Source organism: Millisia brevis NBRC 105863 (assembly GCF_001552615.1).
Taxonomy (GTDB): domain Bacteria; phylum Actinomycetota; class Actinomycetes; order Mycobacteriales; family Mycobacteriaceae; genus Millisia; species Millisia brevis.
In genome coordinates, this window is sequence record NZ_BCRN01000012.1 from 116,884 (window position 1) to 134,439 (window position 17,556).

At 71.5% G+C, this 17,556-nt stretch carries 15 protein-coding genes; 7 read left to right on the plus strand and 8 right to left on the minus strand.

Annotated features, from left to right (window positions below; translation table 11 throughout):
- Positions 1 to 6: 6 nt before the first annotated feature.
- The 6 genes from MB1_RS16825 to MB1_RS16850 all read right to left on the minus strand — a co-directional run bounded on the left by MB1_RS16825 (position 7) and on the right by MB1_RS16850 (position 9,245).
- Entirely contained in the window at positions 7 to 2,418 is a 2,412-nt protein-coding gene (locus MB1_RS16825; protein WP_084352014.1) for a tyrosine-protein kinase domain-containing protein, read from the minus strand.
- Positions 2,415 to 3,770, minus strand: coding sequence for a tyrosine-protein kinase domain-containing protein (locus MB1_RS16830; protein WP_066909810.1), 1,356 nt, complete (start codon positions 3,768 to 3,770; stop codon positions 2,415 to 2,417). Before MB1_RS16830 ends, MB1_RS16825 begins: the two co-directional genes overlap by 4 nt.
- On the minus strand, positions 3,767 to 4,852 hold the full coding sequence (locus tag MB1_RS16835; protein WP_066909813.1) for an SGNH/GDSL hydrolase family protein: 1,086 nt from the start codon (positions 4,850 to 4,852) through the stop codon (positions 3,767 to 3,769). The genes MB1_RS16830 and MB1_RS16835 overlap by 4 nt, the downstream gene beginning before the upstream one ends.
- Positions 4,849 to 6,417 carry an O-antigen polymerase gene (locus tag MB1_RS16840; protein WP_157084121.1) on the minus strand — a complete coding sequence of 523 codons (1,569 nt, stop codon included), beginning with the start codon at positions 6,415 to 6,417 and terminating at the stop codon, positions 4,849 to 4,851. Before MB1_RS16840 ends, MB1_RS16835 begins: the two co-directional genes overlap by 4 nt.
- On the minus strand, positions 6,414 to 7,718 hold the full coding sequence (locus tag MB1_RS16845) for an MATE family efflux transporter (RefSeq protein ID WP_157084122.1): 1,305 nt from the start codon (positions 7,716 to 7,718) through the stop codon (positions 6,414 to 6,416). The genes MB1_RS16840 and MB1_RS16845 overlap by 4 nt, the downstream gene beginning before the upstream one ends.
- A gap of 237 nt (positions 7,719 to 7,955) precedes the next feature.
- Positions 7,956 to 9,245: a hypothetical protein gene (locus MB1_RS16850; RefSeq protein WP_066909822.1), complete on the minus strand. Its 1,290-nt coding sequence runs from the start codon at positions 9,243 to 9,245 to the stop codon at positions 7,956 to 7,958.
- A gap of 277 nt (positions 9,246 to 9,522) precedes the next feature.
- Between MB1_RS16850 and MB1_RS16855 the strand changes: the two genes are divergently transcribed.
- The 3 genes from MB1_RS16855 to MB1_RS16865 are packed head-to-tail and all read left to right on the plus strand — an operon-like array spanning position 9,523 to position 11,776.
- Positions 9,523 to 10,044 carry an LbetaH domain-containing protein gene (locus tag MB1_RS16855; RefSeq protein WP_066909988.1) on the plus strand — a complete coding sequence of 174 codons (522 nt, stop codon included), beginning with the start codon at positions 9,523 to 9,525 and terminating at the stop codon, positions 10,042 to 10,044.
- Positions 10,041 to 11,207: a glycosyltransferase gene (locus tag MB1_RS16860; RefSeq protein ID WP_218000259.1), complete on the plus strand. Its 1,167-nt coding sequence runs from the start codon at positions 10,041 to 10,043 to the stop codon at positions 11,205 to 11,207. The genes MB1_RS16855 and MB1_RS16860 overlap by 4 nt, the downstream gene beginning before the upstream one ends.
- Complete coding sequence (locus MB1_RS16865) at positions 11,204 to 11,776, plus strand: YdcF family protein (protein ID WP_245650230.1); 573 nt, start codon at positions 11,204 to 11,206, stop codon at positions 11,774 to 11,776. Before MB1_RS16860 ends, MB1_RS16865 begins: the two co-directional genes overlap by 4 nt.
- Before the next feature lie 82 nt (positions 11,777 to 11,858).
- On the opposite strand, the gene MB1_RS26835 is transcribed toward MB1_RS16865, so the two are convergent.
- Positions 11,859 to 14,483 (minus strand): DUF7159 family protein, encoded by a 2,625-nt coding sequence (locus MB1_RS26835; RefSeq protein ID WP_084352016.1) that lies wholly within the window; start codon positions 14,481 to 14,483, stop codon positions 11,859 to 11,861.
- Between the two features lie 377 nt (positions 14,484 to 14,860).
- Here MB1_RS26835 and MB1_RS16875 point away from each other — a divergent pair, with 377 nt between their 5' ends.
- From MB1_RS16875 to MB1_RS16890, 4 genes are all read left to right on the plus strand, one after another.
- A complete protein-coding gene (locus MB1_RS16875) occupies positions 14,861 to 15,382 on the plus strand; it encodes an arsenate reductase/protein-tyrosine-phosphatase family protein (RefSeq protein ID WP_066909828.1) in 522 nt (173 codons plus the stop codon).
- A 7-nt stretch (positions 15,383 to 15,389) separates the two neighbouring features.
- Entirely contained in the window at positions 15,390 to 15,863 is a 474-nt protein-coding gene (locus MB1_RS16880; RefSeq protein ID WP_066909831.1) for a hypothetical protein, read from the plus strand.
- A 64-nt stretch (positions 15,864 to 15,927) separates the two neighbouring features.
- Positions 15,928 to 16,524, plus strand: a complete 597-nt coding sequence (locus MB1_RS16885; protein ID WP_066909834.1) for a CrcB family protein — start codon at positions 15,928 to 15,930, stop codon at positions 16,522 to 16,524.
- Positions 16,521 to 16,952 carry a hypothetical protein gene (locus MB1_RS16890; protein WP_066909838.1) on the plus strand — a complete coding sequence of 144 codons (432 nt, stop codon included), beginning with the start codon at positions 16,521 to 16,523 and terminating at the stop codon, positions 16,950 to 16,952. Before MB1_RS16885 ends, MB1_RS16890 begins: the two co-directional genes overlap by 4 nt.
- A 1-nt stretch (position 16,953) precedes the next feature.
- On the opposite strand, the gene MB1_RS16895 is transcribed toward MB1_RS16890, so the two are convergent.
- The gene (locus tag MB1_RS16895) at positions 16,954 to 17,556 is read right to left on the minus strand and encodes a YdcF family protein (RefSeq protein WP_066909841.1); all 603 of its coding nucleotides are present in this window, start codon (positions 17,554 to 17,556) and stop codon (positions 16,954 to 16,956) included.

Genomic DNA, 17,556 nt, shown 5'->3' on the forward strand with positions numbered 1-17,556 from the left:
GACGAACTAGCTCCCGCTCCGTCGGCTGCCCATCGCGACCGTGTCGTCATCGCCGCCGGTCGATCCGCGGTCCGCTCCGCCGCGACCCGGTCCCACCCGATCGGGGCCGGCGGGTTCACGACCGGCGGCGGCCGGGGTGGTGTCGCCGGCCGCGGGGCGAGCGCCACTCTGGTAACCGGCCGGGTCGAGACCCGGGTAGCCGGCCGAGCGCGCCGCCTCCGACGGGTTGGGGGTGCCCGACGATCCGCCGGTCCCCTCCGTCACGGTCGCGAACTCCCCGGACGGGGCGCGGTGGGCGCCATTCCCCTCCCGCGGGGCCACATAGGTGGTGCGCCAGCCGGTTGGACCCTCCTCCTCGACGTCGACCACCTCGGCGTCGATGACGTCGTGATGATCCGAGTAGGCGTGGCCATTGGTCGACCGCATCGAAGCGGCCCGCGCACCGCCGACCGACGGCGACCAGCGCATCCCGGAATCGCCCGCACCGTCGCGGGCGATCGGACCCCATCCGTCGCGTCCGGCCATATCGTCCGGTCGTTTCTGGATCGAGATCGGCTCGGTCATCGCGGAGTCGTCGACGGGGGTCGGCGGGACCTGCCGGGCCGCGGTGTCATCGGGCGACCAGCGCATCGGGTCGAGGCGCGCGAGTTCCCGCGACGGCGGTTCGGACGACGCCGCGCCGACCGGCTGCCCGTTCGCGTAGCCGACGTCGCGGGCGCCGCCGTCGCGCTGGGTCTCGGCCTGCGGCCACCAGGTGCCGTCGCCGTGCCCGCCCGCGCCGGCGGCCGCACCGACACCGTTGATGCCCGGTCCGGCGGGCGTTCCGTTGGCGCCGTTGACACCACCATGGACCGGGTCGCCGGGACCGTTGCCACCCACACCGTTCACGCCGACGCCGTTGACGCCGATCCGGCCGTCGCCGGCGGCGTAGGCCTGGCGGACCCGGTGCAGGTTCTCCAGGCCCGCGCGGCGGGCGTCCGCCTCGGGGCGGCGGTCGAGCTCGGTTCCGGCCGTGGACCGCGACCGGGAATTCTGGACCGCGGGCAGCGGGGTGCGCTGCACGACGCGGGGCTGCTTGGCGACCTTTGCGCGCAGTCCGGAGGTCAGCAGGACACCGAGCAATCGGGCACCGGCGGATCGGACCGCGACGCCGGCCTCGGTCAACGCCGCGTCGTCGGTGCTGCCGGCGCGGGCCACCAGGATCACGCCGTCGGTATTGACCGCGAGGACCGCCGCGTCGGTGTACTCGGCGGCGGCCGCCCCGAGCAGGATCACGTAGGCGTACCGGGCGTGCAGGTCGGCGATCAGCCGGCTCATCGCCGGGGACGCGATGTCCTCGGCGGGACCGGACGTCGCCGAGCCCGCGGGCAACAGTTCGAAGCGTCCGTCGGCCAGCGGGACCACGACGTCCTCGATGCTCGCGGTGCCGTGCAGCACGTCGCTGAGCCCCCGGGTGGCGTCGGCGTCGTTGGCGGTGCGCGCATCCGCGGGCAGGTAGATGTTCAGCGGCGCGGTCCGCATGTCCGCGTCGACGAGCACCACACGCCGACCCACCTCACCGAACATCAGCGCCAGATGGGCGGCGACCGCGTGGGCCCCGTCCCCCTCGTCGGCGCCGACGACCACCATCCGACGCAGCGGATGCTGAGGGTCGGTGAACTGGATCGTGGTGCGCAGTTTCCGCAGCGCCTCCGCGTATGGGGTCGACGCCTGCTGCGGCAACCGCAGCAGCGACACCTCGCGGTCGGGGTCGGCGGGCAGCAGGCCCAGGCCGGCGGCGTCGACCAGATCGGCGGCATTGTCGACGTCGTGGACGGTGGTGTCGAAGCGCCGCCGCATCCAGACGACGACCCCGCCGATCACGAGGCCGAGCACCGCGCCGCCGGCGACGTTGAGGCCGACGGACGGGCTGGACGGCGCCTCGGGGGCCTCCGCCCGGCGCACCACCGAGACCTGGGTATTCGGCGCGCTGCCGCCCTCCGGGTTCTCGAGCTGGCCGACGTAGCGGGCGAAGTTGGCCGCGTAGGCGTTGGCGATATCGGCCGCGCCCTGCGCCGAATCGGCGGTGACCGTCACGTCGAGCAGGACCGTCCGATCGACGGCGCTGGCCGAGACCTGCTCGGCCAGTTCCACGGGCGTCGTATCGAGCGAGAGATCGTCGATGACCTTGGTCGCCAGATCGTCACCGCCGAAGAGTTGCGCATAGGTCGCGGCGCGCTGCTGGGAGAACAGGTCACCCTGGTACAGGCCGGCGGAATCGCCGGCGGCCGGTGAGCCGATGAACAGCTGGGTGGTCGAGGTATAGGTCGCCGGGGTGGCCTTGGCCAACGCCCAGCCGCCCGCGCCGCCGAGCAGCAGGCAACCGACCAGGATCCAGATCGACTGGTGCCTGAAGACGAGATTGATCAAATTCCTCATGTGCTCACCGTTTCCGTGGCCTGCGCTCCCGTGCCTGCGCGTGGGCCGCGATATCCGAAATGCGCCTGCGATCCGTCGCGGCCGCGATCCGCCTTCGTGACTACGGCACCGACCAACGGTGCGCGGACACTGTCGAGCGCAGCCTTGGCTCCGACCAGTTCGTCGCGTCCGAGAATACCGGTTGAAACCGCCAACAGGACCGCATCACTGTGGGCGGCGAGGACGCGAGCATCGTCGAACCGGGCCAAATCGGGGGAATCGACGATGACGACGTCGAAGACCGTGCGCAATTGTTGGAACATCCGGCCGAACTCCGCGGACTCGAGCACGGTCGCCGGTTCGGCGGGCGCCGGTCCGCTCGGCAGCACCGCCAGCCCGATATCGGGGTCGATGACCAGGGCTTGGCCGACCGGCAGGTCCCCGGCGATCACGTTGGTCAGGCCGATCACCTCGCCGCCCGCCTGGTTGCGCAAGTCGCCATTGACGGTGACCACCAACTTTCCGGTCTGTGCGAATGCCCGGGAGAGCCCGGTGACCACCGACGTCTTGCCCTCCTCGGCGCGGGTGCTGGTGACCAGCAACACACCGGAGGTGAAGTGGGGGTCGAGGTATTCGAGGTTGTAGCGCAGCTCGTCGTACGGGGCGGTCGAGGTCACTCCGGTATGCGGGATCGACCCGAGCACCGGCCGGCCGAGCACCTCGACGACGTCCTCCGGTCGATCGATCGTGCGTCGCAGTCGCGCGGCGAAGACCGCGGCGGTCACCCCGGCGGCGAGTCCGACCGAGCCGCCGAGGGCGGTCAGATAACCGGTGCGCGGCCCATTGGTCTCGGTCGGCACGTAGGCCGACGAGACGGTGGTCGGGTCGACGGTCGGCACCCGCATCCCGGTCGGCGTCTCCAGCGCTCGGATCTCGTCGGATAGCTGGTCGGTGGCGGCCGCGGCGACATCGCGCGCCTCGGTCGGATCGGTGGTCACCGCCGCGACCTCGATCAACACGGTGTCGGGGATGACCCGGGCGGAGACCGCGTCGGACACCGTGCCCGCCAGGTCGGGGCGGCCGAGTCGGTCGGCCACCCGCGCGGCGAAGTCGTCGCCGGCCACCAACCGCACATAGGTCTGGGCTCGCTGCCGGGAGAACTGGTCGCCCTCGTAGGGGCTGGTACCGGCGGTGCTCAGCGTCGTCGGCGCGCCGCGGCCGCCGGGGGTGGTCAGGAAGATCCGCGCCGACGACCGGTACTCCGGTTCGGTGGACAGCGACCAGCCGATCGGGAGCAACAACCCGATCAGGGTCAGGACCAGCGCCAGGCGCCAATGGGCGCCGATCGTGTCGACGAACTGCCGTGGGTTCACGGGCCCTCCGTTTCGATCGAGTTCTGTCCCGCTGCGTCGGCGGAGCCCGAGGTATCGGCGGAGCCCGAGATGTCGGCAGCGCCCGAGGTGTCGGCGGGGCCCGAGGTGGAGCCCGAGACCCCGTCCGCGGTGATCTGCCCCGTCCCGTCGGCAGCCGCCGGCGGCGCGGCCGGATCGGTGGTCTGTCCCGCCCCGAACTGGACGGGGGTGCCGGAGTCGATGTCGACGGTCTGGGGCCGGTCGGTGCCGGGCGGGGCCAGACCGAGAGCGACAAATTCGGATTCGAACCGGCCGGCGAGGTAGGCGTTGCCCAGCGCGCTGGGCGACCGACCGTCGGCGGACACCAGGGTGGAGCGATCGGCGATATCCCCGAACCAGCCGAGCGCGATCGGGTCGATCACCGTGGCGCCGACGTCGGCCGCCGAGGCGTCGATCGCCGCGGACAGTTGGTAGTAGCCGGGATCGGGGCCGTAGCCGATCGCCTCGGGCACGACGACGAGGACCGTCGCCGCCGGCCAGGCCGCGCGCACCGATCGCAGGTAGCTGTCGATCGCCGCGCCGAGCTGATCGGTCGGATAGGACAGGTCCTCGTGGCCGCCGTCGACGACGATGATGTCGCCGTAGAAGTTGTCGACCGTGGCGGGCAGTCGGTCGCCGAAGGTCGCGGTCGGCAATCCCCCGACGGCGCCTGGATTACCCGGGTTGAGGAAGCCGGTGGTGTCCTGGGCGTCGACATTGCACGACCAACCGAGCCGGCGACAGACCAGGCTCGGGTAGGCGGTGGCCGGGCCGATCTCGGCGGAGCCGGTGACGTATCCGTCGCCGATCCACAGGACCGCCGGCAAGGGATCCCGATCGACCGGCTCGGCGGAGATCGGTTCCTGCGCGGCGGCGGCAGCGGCGGCCGCACGCTCCTGCTCGCTATCGGAGCGCCGTATCAGCGCGACCGTGCCGGCGACCAGAGCGGCGATCAGCACCAGGATGAGCAGGTCGAGAACGCGGGGGCGGACGGTCACCAGCCGGCGCAGCAGCCGGCCGGCGCGGCTCGGTCGCCGGGTCGGCGCCGGGTTCGGGGCGGTCATCGACCCACCCCCGGCTTTCGATCGGCCGGTGGCGCGGTCAGCATCCGTCGGGCGCGCACCGGCGTCGCCCGGCGAGCCGCCGGGATGCGCAGCCACCGCCATTGGGAGACGAAAATCGCGCTGCCGACGATGATCACCAGGAAGGACATCGCCTGCAGCAGGGAACCGCGCAGCAGGATGATCAGATAGAACGGCAGGATGCAGGCGAGGATCGTCGGGGCGCGCGCGTGCAGCAGGGAGCGTTCGATGCGGCGGTCCTGCACCCCGGCGATCAGTCCGACCACCATCATGCCGAGGATCAGAATCGGCCACCCGCCGTTGATGTAGAGCTCGCTCCACAGCGGCGCGGAGAGGTTCTCCATCTGGTACTGCCGATCCTTGGCCAGCAGCACCCCGGTGTCGGTGGCCTTGTCTTCCCAGTACTGGCGCGGCACCCAGAACAGGATCACCCCGAGCGCCTGCTTACCCGAGGTGGTGCCGTGCGAGTCGACGTAGTGGATCGTGTTGTTGACCTGTTGGAAGGCGTCGTAGTCCGGAGAGGCCAGCGACTGCAGCGGGTCGGTCGATTTGAACTGACCGGACGAGCTGTAGCGGAAGGCGTCGGCGAACGGGAAGATCAGCGCCAGCCCGACGACCGCCAGGATCGCGACGGTCCGGAACCGGCCCTTGGTGGCATAGAGCCCGAACAGTGCGGTCACCGCCAGCGCCGCGGTGCCGAAGAGGTAGCGGGCGCTCGAGATCGGATTGACGGTGATCAGCAGGGTCAATCCGAGCACCACGATCAGGGCCAGCAGCAGACGATCCTTGCGCTCGGCAGCGACGTAGTACTTGACCGTGGCGATGAACGAGACCAGCAGCGACATCATCGCCGTGGCCGAGATGATCGCGGTCACGAAGCCCTCGCCCAGCGCGGACTGCGCCTGCGCGATCGCCTCGAATCGGCTGGCGAACAGCGACCCGACGCCGACCGAGCTGACCCAGTAGGCGTTGACGGCCAGGGCGAACAGCGACAGGAAAACCGCACGGGGCAGGTTGATCGCCTGCTCGCGTTGATCGACCTCGACCAGCGCCCGCGGCAGCCGGGGCCAGACGAGCCGGGCGATCTGCAGGCCGACCAGGAAGGCGATCAGGCCGACGGTGATCAGCAGCACGGTGCGGCCGTCGAGCGAATGGTCGATGCGCGGGGTGGTGGGCGTATCGGCCTGCATCCGCAACTGCGCGATCGGCGCCAACCCCATGAACACGTAGGTGAACACCCAGAAGGACATCTCGACCAGGCGCCGGTAGCCCTCGCCGATGATCCACGCGTAGCGGGCGCCGGCGATCGTGGTGATGATCAACGGCAGATACCAGGGCCCGTGGTCGGGGTCGGGGCTGGCCAGGATGACGATCGTCGGCGCGATGACCACCAGGACGGCCGCCACCCAGATCGCGACCACCGCACCCCAGAGCTCCGGCACATTCGACGAGGGCGGGGCCGGTCGTTTCGGCGGTCGGCCTCCGGGCCGAAGCGGGGCGGTGCGCGCTACGGCCCGCCGGTCGACAACCGCGGGCAACAGGGTCATCTCGCCTGCCCGGCCAGTTCCGGCGCGCTTCCCACCGGGGGAACCGCGTGTTCGGTGGCGGCGGCGGCCAGCTGCTCCTCGGAGATGACCGGCTCCGCGTCGCCGCCGCGGCGCGCGATGCGCAGTTGACGTTCGACCATCCAGCAGGCGACCAGCGCGACCAGCGCCGAGGAGCCCGCCAGTCCGAACGCCACGGCGATCACGCTGTGGGTCAGCGCGGCGGCCGCGGTGCAGCCGATGATCACCAGCGCGGTCTGGGAGACGCGCAGGCGCAGCAGGGTGACCGAGTCGTTGCGGGCGAGGTAGAAGTTCAGGGCGGCGGCGAGCCAACAGATCGCGGCGTACTCGACGCCGAGCATCGGCAGGACGACGATCGCGTGCTGCCAGGACTCGCCGAGCAGCAGGCGGCCGATCTGTTCGGGGAGCAATGGCCCGAGGAAGCCGACGGTGATCGCCAGACAGGAGGAGATCCACGCCGCGTACCGCAGGCTCGACCACATCTGCCGTTCGTCGTGGCCCGCGCGGCGCGCCTCCGGGATGAAGACCAGCGGCAGGGCGGTGATCACCACCGCGAGGGGGCCGAGCAGCACGCCGGCGCCGCGCAGGGCCGCGGCGGCGACCGTCCCGATGAAGGCGGTGGCCACCGTGACGACGGCGATGGCGCCGACCTGGTCGAAGCCGTGTTCGATGCCGTAGCGGATGCGGTGCGAGAGGGTGGCGCGCACCCAGTCGAGCATCCCGCGCACCCTGATGCGGGCCCGCAGCCGCACGACCAGGTACAGCAGGGCGACGCCGGCGGCGACACCCCAGATGCCCACCATGTCCGGGATCGTCAGCAGGTTTCGGTTGATGATGACGGCGCCGTACACACCCAACGAGGCGACCGCCCAGATCAGGTCGCTGACGAAGGCCTCCTCGGGGCGCCCGTCGGCGATCGCGGTGAACCGCAGGATGTCCTGGGTCAGCAGCATCGGAACGGCGAAGGCATAGGCCAGGCCGACCAACGGCTCGGCCAGGATCCAGGAGATGACGAAGGCGACCGCGCCGACCACCAGGCCGATCAGCAGCGCCATCCACAGCGCATAGTCGGACTCCTCGGCGATCTCCTCGCGGGGTCTGCCCGACATCAGCAGAAGCGGTGAGCCGAGGAAGCCGCGCACGCAGCTGAGCGCGGCGATGATGATCGACATGACCAGCACCGCGGCACCGAAGGCCTCCGCAGACGAGGCCGCGGCCATCGCGAGCAGGATCACCGCGTTGCTGACCGAGGACAGCACCTGATCACCCGTGCTCGCGATCATTCGCCAGCCACGAGCCGCCACGCCGCTCACCGCCCTTCGATGCTCTCGTCTTCACGCGCGCGTACGCGTGGAGTCGGCACCCCCGACGATGCGTCCCCGATAGCTGTTACGGTCCGTAACGGCCTGCATCACTGAACCCGGAACAGTCTAGCGGACCGGTTTTGTGGGCGCGGTACGTCATGCGACCCGAAAGGAGGGTGCGATCCGAACCGGGATCGTCCCGATCACCGGTTTTTGTTACGCAACGTCCTCCGTCGGCAATCCGACCTGCCGATACGGGAACGAGTCGATGGACACGATGCGTGTGTCGAGGCTCACCTCGACCGCCTTCAGCGCGTCGTGGACCCGGTCGACGGTGATCTCCGAACCGAGATAGCCGAAGGTCATATCGGAGACCCCGGCGGTCTCGCGGGTGTTGATCGTCAGCCGGTGCGGGACCGGCGCCATCATCCCCGCCATTCGGGGGATACCGCCGGTGTCGTCGGTGGTGTCCTGTCCCTCCGGCAGCCGCACATGGGAGCAACTGGTGGTCAGCCGATCCCCGGCCGACGGGTCGCCCACCGGCCGACCCCGCAGCTTCGCTCGGGCCGCGATCACCGACCCCGCGACGATGCCGGCGGCGACCCGCACCAGGCTCTCGCCGCTGCGCACCCGCCGCGCCAGATCGGCGGCCAACTCGTTCGGATCGTCGACCCGCGGATCGGTGGTGAACGAGATCGGCCCGATCGCGTTGCCGGCGCGGCCGGCGAGCAGTGGCGAGTAGGGGCGCAGGTCGGTCAGGATGCTGTGCTGCACCTCGGGCGGCAGGTCGAGGGCGGTCAACAGGTGCGCGAAGAACGGGATCGACGGCAGTCGCCCGCTGCGACTGCTCGGCGGGGCCAGCACCCGCGCGAAGAGCACCCAACCCCCGGTGACCGCGGGTTCGTCGGCCGCGGTATGCCCGTCGTCGCGGCCCAGACGTCCGCCGGCGGTTCGCGCGCCGAGTCGGCGCACCGCGGCGAGGGTCTCGCGGGGATGGCCGGCGGCCAATCGCGTCGCGGCCGCCACGATCCGCGCGGATCCGACCCGCTCGTCGTCCGGCAGCAGAGCGGGCGCCAACTCCGGGTCCCGCCCGGACAACTCCAGCCAGAGTCGGCGGGTGATCGGGTAGATCGTCGCCTCGTCCCCGAACTTGTGCGAGTAATTCACCGCCAACGAGTTCTCCGCGACCACCAACAGGATCTCGTCGGAGTCGCGTCGACCCAGGGAGCCGAACCAGTTGTAGATGCGCGCGGCGTGCGCGGCGTCGTCGTCGATGCGGATCAGCGGCCAGTCCGCGGCGGGCTGGTGCGGATCGGGTTCGATCGGCGTGCCCGCGCGGGTGGCAAGCAGAATCCGCACGCGCGGTCGGTAACGTCCGGTGAAGCAGTGGTCCACCCACCGCGTGACCACCTCCGGGACCCGCGAGGCGGCTACCGCTCCGAACGTTGCCTGGATATGCCAGCAGTAGGCGTCTTCCCAGCGGTCCCGGCCCATATCGATCACCATTCCCCCGAGTTGGCGTTGAAAATTATCCTATCGTTCCGGATCTCCATCGCTGTCACGGGCTCCACCGCTACTTCCGGCGCGGTACCGTGCAACTGGACGGTTTTTGTTCGACCCGCTCGCCGCTCTCGACCCGCTTCCCTCGATACGGAGGAACGTCATCATCGCCTCGCAGGATCAGCCCCGGTCTTCCCTCGGCTCGGCGGCGCCGCCGGCAACCCCCGCGACGTCGGGCGCCGGGTCCGGTCGCTCATCGACGGTACGCCCGGCCCGCAGGTCGCTGGCCGGATTCACCGGCGCGGGATACGACAAGGGCCGCCCGGTTCACATCCAGGCGCTGTGGCTGGCGGTATCGGGACTGGTCCTGACCCGCTGGTGGTGCCCCGGCCGCGTGCGGGTGGCCATCCTGCGGGCCTTCGGCGCCACGATCGCCGACAACGTGCTGATCCGGCACCGGGTACGGATCCACTGGCCCTGGAAGCTGACCGTCGGCGCCGACACCTGGATCGGTGAGGACACCTGGATCCTCAACCTCGAACCGGTGACGATCGGCTCGGATGTGTGCATCTCGCAGGCGGTGCTGCTGTGCACCGGCAGCCACGATCGCCGCTCACCCACCTTCGAATTCGACAACGCGCCGATCGTCATCGAGGACGGCGCCTGGGTCGCCGCGCGCGCGACCGTGCTGCGCGGCGTCACCGTCGGGACGGACGCGGTCGTCGGTGCGACCGCGCTGGTCACCGCCGACGTTCCGGCCGGTACCACCGTGCTCGCGCCGCGCGCGGGCGAGGTCGGCCGGTGACCGCGAACCCCGACCGCCTGCGCATCCTGCAGATCGTCACCCTGATCAGCCCGGACGCTGCCTACGGCGGCCCGGAGCGGGTCGCGTTCAACCAGACCGCCGCCCTGACCCGGCTGGGGCATGCGGCCACCGTCGCCGCGGCGGTCCGCGGCTACGACGCCGCCCATCCCGCGCCCACCGAACGCGACGGGGTACCGATCGCCGGCTTCCGCGCGGTGACCGCGCTACCCGGTATCGGCTTCGCGGGCCTGTCGGCTCCCGGCATGGTCGCCTGGTTCCTGCGCCGGCGCCGGGACTTCGACGTCGTCCACGTGCACGTAGCGCGCGACCTCGTCACGCTGCCGATCGGGACGGCAGCCGCCGCGGCGGGGCTTCCGGTCGTCCTGCAATCCCACGGGATGATCGACCCGTCCGACAAGCTTGCCGCCAAGCCGCTCGACCGGATGTTGACCCTGCCGCTGCTGCGGCGGGCGCATCGGATCCTGTACCTCAACGACACCGAGCACGCGAACCTGATCGCGGTCGCCGGTCCCGATCTGCCCTATACCCATCTGATCAACGGGGTGACCCCGGACCAGCCCGCCGACCCCGGCCGCGCGGATGTCGTGCCCGAGGTGGTCATGCTCTGCCGCATGCACGCGCGCAAGCGGCCGACGGCCTTCGTCGAGGCGGCGGTGGCGCTGCTGCGCTCCGGAGCCAGGGCACGGTTCACCCTGATCGGCCCGGACGAAGGCGAGATGGACGCCGTCCAGCGGATGATCGACGCCTCGGGATTCGGCGACGCGATCACCTGGATCGGCGCGCTCGAGCAGACCGCGACCGCCGCTCGGATGCGCGAGGCCGCCGTATACGTGCTGCCGTCGGTGGACGAGCCGTATCCGATGTCGGTGCTCGAGGCGATGTCGGTCGGGCTGCCGGTGGTGGTCCTCGACGACAACGGCCTGGCCCCCACGGTGGCGCGGTACGGCGGCGGCCTGGTGGTCGATCGGTCGATCGAGGCCCTGACCGATGCGATCGGCACCCTGCTGGCCGACGCACCGATGCGGGCCCGGATGGGAGCGGCCGCCCGAGAGGCGATCGTGGAGACCCATTCGATCGACGCGGTGGCGGCACGGCTCGCCGACGTCTACCGATCCGCGGTCGTGGAGCCCGTTCGACGGTGATCAACGGGGTCTACAACCGGTCGGACGCGCTCCGATCGTTGCGCCTGCTGCGGCGCCTGATGGCCGGCATCGTGATTCTCGCGCTGATCGCGGCGGCCGGCTGGCCGGTCTACGTCGATCCGCCCCGCGACCAGTTGCACCCGGTCGACGCGATCGTCGTGCTCGGCGGCGCGCACGACGGCCGGGAGCAGTACGGCCTGCAGTTGGCGGAACAGGGCCTGGCGCCCCAGGTGGTGTTCACCGACGCCTATCCGCCGAGTGACCAGTTCATGCGCGGAATCTGCGACGGCGAGTACAGCTTTCGCGTCAGCTGCTTCCGGCCGGTGCCGTACCAAACCCGGGGCGAGGGCCGCGAGATCGCCCGACGCGCCGCGGCGGAGGGATGGACGTCGATCATCGCGATCACCTTCCTCCCGCACACGGAGCGCGCCCGTCACATCCTCGAGAAGTGCTGGGACGGCGAGATTCTGATGGCGCCGAGCCCCACCGACATTCCGCCGGGGATCTGGGCGGTCAACTACGTGTACCAGACCGCCGGGTATCTGCGGTCGGCGCTGGAGGGCTGCTGAGCCGATCCCAGCGGGGTGCCCCACGGTGGGATCACCCGGCGGTGTGGGATCGCCCGGCGGTCCCACCGTGCGGTCCGCCCGATCAGCCGGGCAGCTGCGGCAGCTGGATGGGCGGCAGGGTCGGCACCACGATCGGCGGCAGGCCGGGGATCTCGATGACCGGTGCCGGCGGCGGAGCCGGAGCGGGCGGGACGTAGACCGGCGGCGGCGTATAGGCCGGTGCCTGGGTGTAGACCGGCGCGGGCTCGGGCTCGGGAGCGGGCGGAGGCGGAGGCGCCTCGGTCGTCGTGGTGACCACGAGCGTGGTGGTCTCCCCGGTGGTCGATGCGCTGCCGACGGTCGTCTCCTGCTCGGTCACCGCGGTTGCGGTCTGCTCCGGCGACCGATTGCCGGTGTCGCCGAAGGCCAAACCGATCGCGGTCGCCGCGGCCAGAGCACCGACGACGACGGTCGCCGCGTGGATTTTGCGGCGTCCGGTGCGCTTGCGGACGCCGAGGTCCGGAGTCGACAACCAGTCGGGATGCTCGGCGCCGGCAGCGCGGCGCGGGCCCCCTTCCGGTTCGCCGCCCGTCTCGGCAGTCGGGTCCCACGCCGACGCGGGCGGCTCGCCGCCCGACCCCGGATCGGCCGGGCCCATCGACGGCTCGCCGGCCGGTCCGAAGTCGATCGGATGTGCGGCCGCCATCGCCTCGACGCCCACCGGATCCCAGGAGCCGCGGCCGCCCGGTTCCCCGACGTCGGATCGGCTCGGATCGGAGGGCACCGGCAGGTAGGCGGTCGGGTCGGCATCGGTCGCCGCCGCGCCGCGCACATCGGGCACCTCGGCATCCGGGTCGCGATAGGGACCGTCATAGCCGTAATCGGGGGCGACGACGAGGGCGGTCGTGCCGGGCTGCTCGGTCGGCGTCGCGTCGCCGTCGGCGGGCGCATCGGCCGAACGCGGCGGTCCGAGCCGCACCGGTGGCGGCGGCAGAACGACCGGCGGTACCGGCACCGGGCCGAGGCCGTGCAATCCGTTGGTCTGCCCGGCCTGCCCGGTCGACCGGGATTGCGTGGACGGGCCCGCGTCGGGCGGCCGGATCGCTTCGGTCTGTCGGCTCGCGGCCTGGCTGTACGAGTCGGGCCGGCTGTGCGGGTCGGGCTGGGCGTACGGGCCCGATGGGGCGTTGCGGTCCGAGTGGGCATACGGATCGGACGCGGCGTTGCGGTCCGAGCGGACGTACGGGTCCGATTGGGCGTACGGATCGGGCTGCCGGTAGGCGTCTGCGGGGCGATAGGCCTCGGGGCGGCTGTACGTGCGGGGATTGCCGTACGTCTCGGGACGAGCGGAGGCGTCGGAGCGGGCGTAAGTCTCGTCCCGACGGACGTCGGCGTCGTCGGTCGCCTCGGCCCGCGACGGCGGCGGGAAGGTCCCGGCGGCAAAGGCCGCGGCGCCCCGGCCGAGATCGTCGACCGGCAGCGGTTGGCCGCCGCGCGCGTCGGGCTCCCGCATCGTCCGGTCGCCATCGGTCGACCGGCCGGCCGCGTCGTCGGCCACACGGGAGCGAGCATCGTCAGCCGCACGGGCACGAGGGTCGTCGGCCACACGGGCACGGGCGTCGTCGGGCGCACCATTGCGCGCGGGCAGGCCGGAGTCGTCCGCCGGGTGGGCGTGGTGATCGGCCGGGGGGCCGACCGGCGCCGATCCGTTGGGGGCGCCCATCGCGCTGACCGGACGCGCCTCGCCGAGACCGGTCGCGCGGGGTCCCTCGTGCACTCCGGCGCCGGAGGCGGCGGTGCCCGCACCCGGCGAGACGATCGGCGGGGGCGGGAACGGGGCGGGCGAACGCTGAGCCGCGGCGGGGGCGCCGACCCGATAGGGGTTGGTCACCGGAGCCGCCAACAACGACGCGCCGCGGGCGACGACCAGTTCGGGTTCGGCCGGCATCACGATCGGGATGCCGAGCCAGTTCGACAGGGTCGCGTGAACGAGCGGGATACGACCGCCGCCGCCGATGACCGCGACGTTGTCGACGTCGCGCGGCACGCTTTCGATCAGTCGCTTGGTCAGGCGGGCGGTGCGCTCGATCGGAACGGCGAGGATCGCCTCGAGCGTCTCGCGCGAGAGCAGCACCAGGCCGGCCGGGCCCGGCACGCAGACCGCGCCGCTCGACGAGAGCTGTTCCTTGGCCTGGCGGCACCGCACCTCGAGCTCGTGCAGCGCGGCGGCGTCGAGGGGGCCGGTCTGCTTCGCGAGCTGTTCGTCACGGATCAGCCGGTCGAAGCGGTCGCCGTGGACCTCGGTGCTGCGCTCGGCGGCCAGCACACGCCCATCGGCGCTGTCGACGATGCGCACCGAGGTGCCGGAGGCGCCCAGGTCGTAGAGGGCGATCAGGCCGGCCGGCTCGATGCGTCCGGAGGTATGCAGATGGTGGAGCGCAGCGGCGGATTCCGGGATCAGTCGGTAGTTGGTGATCCGGCGCCGAGCGAGAGCACGCTGCAGTCCGGCGGCCTGACGGTCGTCCCGATAGGCCACACCGATCGAGTGCGGGGAATCCCCCTCGACCACGGCGACGATCGCGTCCGCCGCGACCTCCTCGGGCGCGGCGTTGCCCACCGGCACGGACCGGAACTGAAAGGGACCGTCCGCGTGAACCGCACTGTCGAACGCCGGCCGGGCCATGCGAACAGCACTGGCCCCCACCGACACACCGAGTATCGAGTTCATGCCTCGTCCACCATTACTTCCCGCCCCCTACCGAGTGCCGTGCAGCTCAGCCGGTCCGAGTATCGGCACCGCGCCCGCCGACGACATTCGGCAGATCCCTCCCGACTACCGTCCCCGCACGGGACCGAGCAGTTCGGACCGTTCCGTCCCGGACGGGAGTACAACGGGATAGTAACGACAGCCGGCCGGATCCGTCACCGTCCGGCGCGTTCCGATGCCCGGGTGTGGCTGACGGCGGCCCCGTCGCGACGGCTCTGCCAGGCACGACGCCCGACGATGTGACATCTTCGCGCACCGGAAAACCCCCGTACCGGTCGGTGTGCCGTAGGTCGCACCGGACCGGGCGGCGGCGACCCGACCGGCCTAGACTCCCGCCCATGTACGACGCCCCCAAACATCTCGTGTTCGTGTGCACGGGAAATATCTGTCGCTCGCCGCTGGCCGAGCGATTGGCGCTGGCCTGGGCCGCGCAGGAGGGGCTTCCCTTGACCGCCGAGAGCGCCGGGACCCGCGCGGTGGTCGGTCACGCCATGGAATCGCAGGCCGCGCGCGTCCTGCTGGACCTGGGCGGCGACCCGAACGGGTTCGTCGCCCGCCGGTTGACGCCGCCGATCGCGTCGGCCGGCGATTTGGTTCTGACGATGACGCGCAGCCATCGGGACAAGATCCTCGAGATGGCGCCGCGCCAATTGCATCGCACGTTCACGCTCGTCGAGGCCGCTCGACTCCTGGAGGTCACCGGCGAGTCCGATCCGGCCCAGTGGAGCCGCGTACGTAATACCGTCGCCCGCGAAGACCTCGACGTTCCCGATCCGATCGGAATGCCCATGGACGTTTTTGTGGATGTCGGCACGCTGATCGCCGAGACGCTGATCCCGGTGCTCTCGGCGTGGCGGTGACGGCGTCATGACGCGCGACCGCACTGTCGCCGGTGGCGTGATCGCCGGCGCGAGCCTGTTGATCGGCGCGGCGGTCCTGGCGGGGGTCACCGGATTGTTCGACACCACGCCCAAGCACATCTCACCCCCGGCGCTGGTATCGGATCCGACCGCGGTCTCGCAGGCGATCACCGCCACACCGACCGCCGCCCCGATCACGGTGCCGCCGTCGCCGACCTGGCAGATGGCCGACCTCGCGCCGCCGCCGCGCAGCATCGATCCGAATGTCGTGCCCAGCGGTCAGGAGGCCACCACCACCGCCGACGCGTCGACCACCGAGGACGGCCCCACCACCACCCGGGCCGGCCGCACCGCGGAGGCCGAGCCGACCACCGCGGCGACCCTCGAACCGAGTACGACGCGCTACCGGCCGGGTCGCCCCAGCGACGACGCGTCCGACGAAACCACAACAACCCGGACACAGCCGGGCCACAATCCCTGACGTTCGGGGTGACCTGCGCCTCGCGGCGGGCCCGTTGCCGGCCGGGCTCGCTACGCTCGGACCGGTGCCCGCCGCGTCGGCGCTAGCCCGCCTCCTGCCCACCGCCGTCGGCGGAGCCCTCGGCAGCAGCGGTACCTATCTCCTCACCCTCGCCTGGCCGCAGGCCTGGGGTGGACCGCTCCGTTCGGCGTTGGCGGCCGGGGTGATCGGCGCTCTGGTGGCCGGTATCGCGGTCGGCCTGCCCGCCGGGCGGACCGGCCACTCCGCGCGGTCGATGCTGCGGGCGTTGTTGCTCGGCGCGGGGGCCGCCGCCACCGGGCTGGGACTGTTGGTGACGCCGGGGGTCATGGAGACCACCGCCTGGCGCGGGGTCACCTATCTGGCGGTGACAGCGATCGCGACCGCCACCGTCTTCGTTGTCGGCCTGTGGATCGGCTCGCGGATCACCGATTCCGACCGGAGGGGGTCCGACGAACTGCATTCCGCACCGACAGGTCCGGTGCGGATCACCGGTCCGGGACGGAACGGTTCGCCGACGGATTCCCTCCGGTCGGAGTGGACCGATCCCGCGGGTCCGGACGCGGCTACCGGTCCCGTCCGCCGTGTCGCGCGCCCGGTGCCACTGCGCCCCGACCGATCTCCCCGACCGGACACTCGATGATCGGCCAGGTGGCGATCGAGCAGCTGGCATTGATCGCCCTCGGCGGTGCGGTCGGTGCGGTGATCCAGGCGATGGTGGTCGGACGGTTCGGCGCCCTCTGGGGCGGCGCCGGGCTGGCGGTGATCGGCGGCGCGCTCTTCGGCGCGGTATGGGCGCTGAGCGACCCGAATCCACGGGCGTATTGGGCGATGACCGACCGTGACACCGTCGCGCCCTTGCTGTTCGGGCTGCTCGCGGCGGCCGCCCCGCTCTCGGCGATCCTCGGCGACCGTCCACCGGATCGGCCTGTCACCGATCCGCTGCGGCGCCTCGTGCGCACCGCGCTGCTTGCGGCGATGGTGCTGATCGCTGCGGCCGCCACGATGATGCTCGGATACCTCGCGGTTCGCGGTGGCTACACCCTGCGCTTCCAGCTGACGATGCGGTAGCTCAGCAGCCGGTCCCGGTGAAGGCCCGGACAAACCCGCCGTACTGGTACAGATAGGTAAATTCCCAGTCCAGCAACGAGAACGGGTACGACCGCGGCACGGCGCGCATCACCGTCGTACCGTCGAAGCACTGCCCGAAGATGTACTTCGCCCGCGGCAGGTGATACCGCCAGCTGATCACCAGCACCGACGTCCACCCGCGTTGGGCGGCGAGGTCGCGTACCTCCATCGCCTCGCCGGCGGTGGTCGACGGTGACGGACGGAAGCAGATCACCGTGATGCGGTCGGTGCCGGAATCGCAGAAGCGCGTCATCGTCTTGTCGTTGGGGCTGTAAGGATTCGACATGACGACGGTGTCCGCGATGCCTTGTTCGGCGAGGTCGAGTCCGTATTGTTCGCGGCCGTCGTGCTCGCCCCCGAGGACGACGATCGCGTCGACCGGCCGAACCGGATCCTGGTGGGAGCGGGTGAACAGGAAGTAGCCCGAGACTCCGAGCACCACCATCAGCACCGGCGGCACGACCAGCAGTGTCAGAACCAACGCCCGAAACGGGCCGAATCGTCGGCGCGCCCGGGGGCGCGTGGCACCCACCGGTCCGCTCAT

Bases quoted from the DNA above. Each gene is read 5' to 3' on its own strand.
- MB1_RS26835 (WP_084352016.1), bottom strand. From the start codon at position 14,483: ATGAACTCGATACTCGGTGTGTCGGTGGGGGCCAGTGCTGTTCGCATG.
- MB1_RS16850 (WP_066909822.1), bottom strand. From the start codon at position 9,245: ATGGTGATCGATATGGGCCGGGACCGCTGGGAAGACGCCTACTGCTGG.
- MB1_RS16880 (WP_066909831.1), top strand. From the start codon at position 15,390: ATGACGCGCGACCGCACTGTCGCCGGTGGCGTGATCGCCGGCGCGAGC.
- MB1_RS16890 (WP_066909838.1), top strand. From the start codon at position 16,521: ATGATCGGCCAGGTGGCGATCGAGCAGCTGGCATTGATCGCCCTCGGC.
- MB1_RS16835 (WP_066909813.1), bottom strand. From the start codon at position 4,852: ATGACCGCCCCGAACCCGGCGCCGACCCGGCGACCGAGCCGCGCCGGC.
- MB1_RS16825 (WP_084352014.1), bottom strand. From the start codon at position 2,418: ATGAGGAATTTGATCAATCTCGTCTTCAGGCACCAGTCGATCTGGATC.
- MB1_RS16845 (WP_157084122.1), bottom strand. From the start codon at position 7,718: ATGATCGCGAGCACGGGTGATCAGGTGCTGTCCTCGGTCAGCAACGCG.
- MB1_RS16895 (WP_066909841.1), bottom strand. From the start codon at position 17,556: ATGAGCGGACCGGTGGGTGCCACGCGCCCCCGGGCGCGCCGACGATTC.
- MB1_RS16875 (WP_066909828.1), top strand. From the start codon at position 14,861: ATGTACGACGCCCCCAAACATCTCGTGTTCGTGTGCACGGGAAATATC.
- MB1_RS16840 (WP_157084121.1), bottom strand. From the start codon at position 6,417: ATGACCCTGTTGCCCGCGGTTGTCGACCGGCGGGCCGTAGCGCGCACC.